The sequence below is a fragment of the Actinomyces sp. MRS3W genome (assembly GCF_032465695.1).
Lineage (GTDB): Bacteria > Actinomycetota > Actinomycetes > Actinomycetales > Actinomycetaceae > Actinomyces.
Window position 1 is genome coordinate 1 of record NZ_JAWDJJ010000019.1, and the last position, 6,873, is coordinate 6,873.

The 6,873-nt window shown below is 66.5% G+C and carries 8 protein-coding genes; 3 read left to right on the forward strand and 5 right to left on the reverse strand.

What is annotated here, in order from left to right; genetic code table 11:
* From RWX45_RS00435 to RWX45_RS00455, 5 genes are all read right to left on the reverse strand, one after another.
* Window positions 1-873, reverse strand: an 873-nt coding sequence (locus RWX45_RS00435; RefSeq protein WP_316021825.1) for a phosphatase PAP2 family protein, incomplete at its 3' end; no start/stop codon positions are given.
* A gap of 112 nt (window positions 874-985) precedes the next feature.
* Window positions 986-2,302, reverse strand: a complete 1,317-nt coding sequence (locus tag RWX45_RS00440; protein WP_316021826.1) for an MFS transporter — start codon at window positions 2,300-2,302, stop codon at window positions 986-988.
* Between the two features lie 276 nt (window positions 2,303-2,578).
* Window positions 2,579-2,728 carry a hypothetical protein gene (locus tag RWX45_RS00445; RefSeq protein WP_316021827.1) on the reverse strand — a complete coding sequence of 50 codons (150 nt, stop codon included), beginning with the start codon at window positions 2,726-2,728 and terminating at the stop codon, window positions 2,579-2,581.
* A gap of 97 nt (window positions 2,729-2,825) precedes the next feature.
* Window positions 2,826-3,146, reverse strand: coding sequence for a type II toxin-antitoxin system PemK/MazF family toxin (locus RWX45_RS00450; RefSeq protein ID WP_316021828.1), 321 nt, complete (start codon window positions 3,144-3,146; stop codon window positions 2,826-2,828).
* 15 nt (window positions 3,147-3,161) lie between these two features.
* Window positions 3,162-3,395 carry a YlcI/YnfO family protein gene (locus tag RWX45_RS00455; RefSeq protein ID WP_316021829.1) on the reverse strand — a complete coding sequence of 78 codons (234 nt, stop codon included), beginning with the start codon at window positions 3,393-3,395 and terminating at the stop codon, window positions 3,162-3,164.
* Window positions 3,396-3,851: 456 nt separating this feature from the next.
* On the opposite strand from RWX45_RS00455, the gene dnaK reads away from it, so the two are divergent.
* The 3 genes from dnaK to RWX45_RS00470 all read left to right on the forward strand — a co-directional run.
* Complete coding sequence (gene dnaK / locus RWX45_RS00460; RefSeq protein WP_316021830.1) at window positions 3,852-5,717, forward strand: molecular chaperone DnaK; 1,866 nt, start codon at window positions 3,852-3,854, stop codon at window positions 5,715-5,717.
* Entirely contained in the window at window positions 5,714-6,433 is a 720-nt protein-coding gene (locus RWX45_RS00465) for a nucleotide exchange factor GrpE (protein WP_316021831.1), read from the forward strand. The genes dnaK and RWX45_RS00465 overlap by 4 nt, the downstream gene beginning before the upstream one ends.
* A 32-nt stretch (window positions 6,434-6,465) precedes the next feature.
* A partial coding sequence (locus tag RWX45_RS00470; protein WP_316021832.1) for a DnaJ domain-containing protein occupies window positions 6,466-6,873 on the forward strand: 408 nt, incomplete at its 3' end.

The following is a 6,873-nucleotide window of genomic DNA, read 5'->3' on the forward strand; positions in this document are numbered from 1 at the left end:
GGCCACGGCCCTGCGGGTCTGCTCGTGGCCGGCGTCGTCGGGCGTGGTCTCCAGCCAGAGGGTGGGCTGCCAGCCAGCGGCCAGGACCTCGGATTCCACCCGCCGACGCAGCAGGGACAGGTCATCGAACTTGGTGGGGTTGTAGACGATGGCGGCGCGCTTGTCGAGCGTGGTGCGCGGCAGGCCGATATGCGCCCAGGAGGCGAGGATCTCCTCGGTGCCGCCTACGCTCAGGGAGAAGGTGGCGATGGCTGCGCCCAGCAGGACGCCGCCGACGAGGTCGGAAACCGACTGTAGGCCCATGGCCCACTGGCCCACGCAGGTGACGGCGACGGCGAGGATGCCCACCAGCCGCCACAGGTGCACCTGGGAGGTGCGGCGGCGTCGGGCCCGGGTCAGGGTGACGAGCACCCAGGCCGCCACGGTCATGGCGACGGCGTGACCGGCCGGGTAGGCGAAGCCGCGGTAGGACAGCGAGTCGGCGAAGGCGGAGGAGGGGCGGGCGTGGTCGATCCAGGTGGCGATGAGCACCCGCAGCGGCAGGCCGAGCAACGAGGTGGCCAGAGTGAGGGACAGACGCCGCATGCGCTGCTGGAAGGTGACGACCGCGGCGACGGCGATCGCCGCGTAGATGAGCAGTGGGTGGGTGAGCAGGGAGAGGGCCTCGAGCATTTGGCCCCGCGCCGAGCGGGGCGGTATTGCGAGCGCGGTGAGGGCGGCGTCGAGTCGGTCCGTCACCCCGGCGCGCGCGAGGACGGTCCAGACGACGAAGGCGAGCGCGCAGATGAGCCCGGCGCCGATTCCCGTGGCCCGACGGCGCAGGCGGGCCGTGCGAGATGAGGCGCTGGGTAAGACGTCGGGACGGACGGGCACGAGGCTCCTTCTGACAGGTGTCGCTGGTGGGCGCACGCGGCTGTGAGACCGCGTCGCCAAGGTACCAGCGATGTCTATGGGGGAGCTGTGTCCGTCCGTCCCGGGGGCCTTGCTACCTCACCTTCTTGATGAAGATGGTGGCGATGCCGCCGAGGACGGCGCAGATACCGGCGAAGTAGCACAGTGCCGGGTAGTTCATCTTCTCCACCGAGCCGATGCCGAGGAAGAAGGGCGCCATGAACGGGGCCAGCGACTGGGGCAGGGCGTTGGCGATATTGAATACGCCCAGCTCCTTGCCGGCGTTGTCCGGGTTGGGCAGCACGTCGACGACGAGGGCGAGGTCAACCGAGATGTAAATGCCGTAGGCCAGGCCCATGACGGCTTCCACCATGTAGAACCCCGAGACCGTGGTGGTGTGTGCCAGCATCGCCGTGCCGATGCCGAAGAGGATGGAGGCAAGGATGACGAAGATCTTGCGGCGGTGGAGGCGGTCGGAGAGCTGCCCGCCAATAAAGCTCGCGGTCATGAGCGTGACGGTGTAAATGAGCACGGAAGTCGCCATGACGTCGTGTGCCTGGTCTTCGGTCAGGCTGACTCGGTGGACCAGATACATGAGGCGGTAGGTGGTGAAGGAGAAGCTGGCCAGCGTGATGAGGAAGCGTCCGGCCCAAGCGAGCCCGTAATCCGGGTACTTGATCGGGTTGACCCAGAAGGTTTTGAGCAGTCCGACGAGGTTGAGTTTCGGCGGCGTAACCGGCAGCTGCTTGTCCGGCAGGACGAAGGCGAACCACACCATGAAGAGGATCGCCGGAATCGCGGGGGCGATATAGAGGACTTCAAGGTTGTGTCGCAGCCCGTTCGACAGGTAGGTGGCAATGAGAATGGCCAGATTCTGGGCGATGGAGATCATGGAGCTGATGCGGGCGCGCTGGAACTCCGGCACCTGGTCGGACAGCACCGCGACGAAGGGTGCCAGGGCCGCGTTGGCGCCGATCTGGGCGATGAGCCAGCCGGCCGCGACAGCGGGAACGGTGTTGGTCAGGCCCATGATCGCCAAGCCGACTGTCATGCCGAGAATGCCGATGACGAGCCAGGGGCGGCGTCGGCCCCAACGCCACATGGTGCGGTCGGAGATCTGTCCGAAGATGACGTTGGCGAAGACCGCGCCCAGGGCGCCCAGTCCGGCAATGACCGATACGGCATCGGCCTGAGCGGCGGAGTCCTTCGGGAACATGGCCATGGCCTTGGTCTGAATGGACACGACCGCGGGCCCCATGAGGGCAACGAAGAAGAAGAGCTGCGCCAGGACGTAGGAGGCGATGAAGAACGGCCCTACCTCCTTGGTGGGTGGGGCGAAGAAGGCGTCGATCTCCTCCTGGGTGGCGCGTTGATTGGAAGAGGATTGAGCTGACACTGGTGGTTGGGTCACGGGGTCTCCTCATTGAGATGTGCCGGACGAATCGGGACTGATACCGGCGCTGTTTGTCAGCCTAAGGCCCGAAGGGGTTGGGCGTCACGCAATCGTTTGACAGACTTTTGTACCACTGTGCCATGCCTATTGGCGGGCTCGGCGTGCCCGCGTACTCGTGGAGGGACGGAGGAGGCCCGTTCTCAGTGATTACCGGGGTACCGGGTGGAGAACTCGAAGCCCTTGGTGATCAAGGCGCGCAGCCACTGGCTCTTCGCCGTCTGCAGCGACTTGACCTCAACGTGGTGGTTCCATCGATTGGGGCTGACCTGTGAACGGAACTCTCCTGATCTCGCCCAGGCTCATGACGTCATCGTCGATCGTCTGATAGAAGGAATCGGTCTTCGGCTTGCCCGAGAAGTCGCTGATCATCTTGTTGCTCGGCATGGTTGTCCCTTGACGGCGAGAGGCTTAATCGGCGGCTGGGTGATCTTGCGGCCTACGGTATCTCGGCAGTGAGCCCGGCCTGGAGATAGCCGCGTGTTCACTGGTCGGTGGGCAGCGGCAGGTCCAGGTCGAAGGCGAGCACCATAGCGCGGGCGAGTGCGCGCTCCTGCTCCCGGTTCAGGTAGCCGATGAGGCGTCCGAGCGACGCCGTGGGGATGGTGAGGATGTTGTCGAGCGAGATTGCGCTGGTGTGGTCGAGTCCCTGTGCGGGCCCCACTGGCACTTCGCTGGACAGGCCCTTGATCGTGGAAGTGATTGGTGCGACCGTCACCTTGGTCATGGCCGCGCGCGTCGCCTCGCGCGTCAGCACAACGACGGGGCGGGTTTTGTCGAGCCGCGCCAGCCGAATCTCCTTCACGGAGTCGGTCCCGGGTCAGTCGTCGAGCTCGGCGTTGCGGGCGGTCCAGGCGACCAGGTCGTCCAGATCATCCTCGGCGCCTTGGCTGCGAATGATCTCGGCATCGCGGAGCGCGGCCCAGCGGCGCATCTCTTGTTGCAACGCCCTGGTGACGAGCGCCGCTCGGCTCGATTCCTCGCCCGCGGCGACGGCGTCATCGAGAAATGCGACGACCTCGTCGGGAAGGCGCACCGTGATCTGCGTGCTCATGTCGCCAGTCTACCAACGTGCATCCCAATTAGCATCCCATAGCGGGATGCTGGCCCGGCTGGGAGTTTTGGCGATGTTGCCGGGTTGGAATCGTCCTGTAGGAGTGGGGGAGTCGCTCTGGGGTGAGGGATCGGATTGTCGAGTACGCGGGTTAGCCCTCGGCGACGCTGGAAAGCCCGCGAACACGCGCCCCAGGCGGGCATGCTCGACGGCTTCCAGGCGTTCTCGGCGACTTGCCCGCGTGCTCGGCGAACTGGGAGTCGGCGTCAAGCCAATGTCCGGGTTCGGGGATTAAGCCGGATCGCATGCGCGGAAGCTGGAATAGAACCGCGGCGCGCAAGGTTGAGCCCATCAGACTCAAGGTTGTGGCGTGTGGAGTTGACAAGCCTCCGCTCAACCATGATCCTTGAGTGCATACCGCTCAACTTCAACACTACGAGACATCAAGGAGCACCCATGGCACGTGCCGTCGGTATCGACCTCGGAACCACCAACTCCGCCATCGCCGTCCTCGAGGGCGGCGAGCCCACCATCATCCCGAACGCAGAAGGCGGACGCACCACGCCGTCCGTTGTTGCCTTCTCCAAGTCCGGCGAAGTGCTGGTCGGTGAGGTCGCCAAGCGCCAGGCGGTCACCAACGTCGAGCGCACCATCTCCTCCGTTAAGCGCCACATGGGCACTGACTGGTCCGTCACCATTGATGACAAGAAGTACACCGCCCAGGAGATCAGTGCCCGCATTCTGGCCAAGCTCAAGGCCGACGCCGAGGCCTACCTCGGTGAGAGCGTCACCAACGCCGTCATCACCGTCCCCGCCTACTTCAACGACGCCGAGCGTCAGGCCACCAAGGAGGCCGGCACCATTGCGGGGCTGACCGTGGACCGCATCGTCAACGAGCCGACCGCCGCGGCCCTCGCCTACGGTCTGGACAAGGGCAAGGAGGACGAGCTCATCCTCGTCTTCGACCTGGGTGGCGGCACCTTCGACGTCTCCCTGCTGGAGGTCGGCAAGGACGACGACGGCTTCTCCACCATCCAGGTGCGCGCCACCAACGGCGACAACCGCCTGGGCGGCGACGACTGGGATGCCCGCATCGTCGACTGGCTCGTCAAGCAGGTCAAGGACTCCTCCGGCGTGGACCTGTCCAAGGACAAGATCGCCATGCAGCGGCTCAAGGACGCCTCCGAGCAGGCCAAGAAGGAGCTCTCCAGCGCGATGAGCACCGACATCAACCTGCAGTACCTGTCCATGAGCGAAGCCGGCCCGATCCACCTCGACGAGCGCCTCACCCGCTCCCACTTCGAGGAAATGACCGCCGACCTGCTTGAGCGCACCAAGGTGCCCTTCCACAACGTCATTAAGGACGCCGGCGTCTCCCTGTCCGAGATCGACCACGTGGTCCTGGTCGGTGGCTCCACCCGCATGCCCGCCGTCACCGAGGTGGTGCGCGAGCTGACCGGTGGCAAGGAGCCCAACAAGGGCGTCAACCCCGATGAGGTCGTCGCCGTCGGCGCCTCCCTGCAGGCCGGCGTCATCCAGGGTGACCGCAAGGACGTGCTGCTCATCGACGTCACCCCCCTCAGCCTCGGCATCGAGACCAAGGGTGGGGTCATGACCAAGCTCATCGAGCGCAACACGGCCATCCCGACCCAGCGTTCCGAAGTTTTCTCCACCGCCGAGGACAACCAGCCGTCGGTGCTCATCCAGGTCTACCAGGGTGAGCGCGAGTTCGCCCGCGACAACAAGCCGCTGGGCACCTTCGAGCTGACCGGCATTGCCCCGGCCCCCCGTGGCATCCCGCAGATCGAGGTCTCCTTCGACATCGACGCCAATGGCATCGTGCACGTGTCCGCCAAGGACCGCGGCACCGGCAAGGAGCAGTCGATGACCATCTCCGGCGGCTCCGCCCTGCCCAAGGAGGACATTGACCGGATGGTCAAGGAGGCCGAGGCCCACGCCGAGGAGGACAAGAAGCGCCGTGAGGAGGCCGAGACCCGCAACATGGCGGAGCAGCAGGCCTACTCCATCGACAAACTCCTCAAGGAGAACAAGGACAAGCTTCCCGAGGATGTCAGCTCCGAGGTGTCCGCCGCCGTCGACGAGCTCAAGAAGGCCCTGGAGGGCACCGACATCGAGCCCGTCAAGGCCGCCCAGGAGAAGCTCAACAGCGTCTCGCAGAAGATCGGCGAGGCCCTGTACGCCTCCGAGCAGGCCGCCCAGGCGGCCGGCGACGCCGCTTCCTCCTCCGCCCAGAGCCAGGGCGCCGCTGAGGACGACGACGTCGTGGACGCCGAGATCATCGACGACGAGGACGCCAAGTGAGCACCGATCCGGACATGACCCCGAACGAGGGTTCCGAGCCGGACGCCGAGCAGGGCTCTGGGACGAGCCCGCAGGGCGGCGCGGCTGGGAGCCCGGCTGCGGGCTCGACCTCGGGTGACGGCCAGATCGATTCGGCCCTCGCCGATGAGATTGAATCCGCCTTCGACGGCGTCGACCTGGGCTCCGGCCCGGCCGACGCCGCGCAGGCGGCCGACGCCGCGACGTCCTCCGCGGACGCCTCCGCCAAGGACGAGGCGCCTTCCGAGCTGGAGCAGGCCCGGGCGCAGGCCGCCCAGGCCGCCGACGACCTCGCCCGCGCCCGGGCGGACCTGTACAACCTGCAGCAGGAGTACCAGGGCTTCGTGCGGCGCTCGCGTGAGAACGCGGCCGGGCACCGTGAGGCGGGTCAGGCGAGCGTCGTCGAGACCCTCATTCCGGTGCTGGACGAGATCGAGCTGGCCCGCCAGCACGGCGACCTCACCGGCACCTTCGCTACCACGGCCGGAAAGCTGGAGCAGATCCTCGCCGACAAGTTCGGCCTGGTCCGTTTCGGCGAGGTGGGGGAGGTCTTCGATCCCACCCTGCACGAGGCGCTTATGGCCACCGAGTCCGCGGAGGTGACGGAGCCGAGTATCGCGCTCGTGCTTCAGCCCGGCTACAAGCTGGGGGAGCGCGTGGTGCGCGCGGCCCGCGTCCAGGTGGCGAACCCCGCCTGATCGCAAGAGGAACAGAAAGGAGGCGGTGAGCCATGGCCAGTCAGGACTGGATGACCAAGGACTTCTATGCGGTCCTCGGCGTCGCCAAGGACGCCGACTCCGCCGCCATCAAGAAGGCCTATCGCGCTCTCGCCAAGAAGTACCACCCCGACCGCAACCCGGGTGACACCGCTGCGGCGGAGAAGTTCAAGGAGATCGGCGAGGCCTACGCCGTACTGTCGGATCCCAAGGAGCGCCAGCAGTACGACGCCATCCGCTCCATGGCGGGCGGTGGGGCGCGCTTCACCTCCGGCTCGGGCGGAGCCGGCGCCGGATTCGAGGACATCTTCTCCTCGATGTTCGGCGGCGGCGGCCCGAACGTGCGCTACTCCACCTCCGGCGGGGCCTCCCAGGAGGACCTCGAGGACCTGCTGCGCATGTTCGGCGGCGCGGCCGGGGGC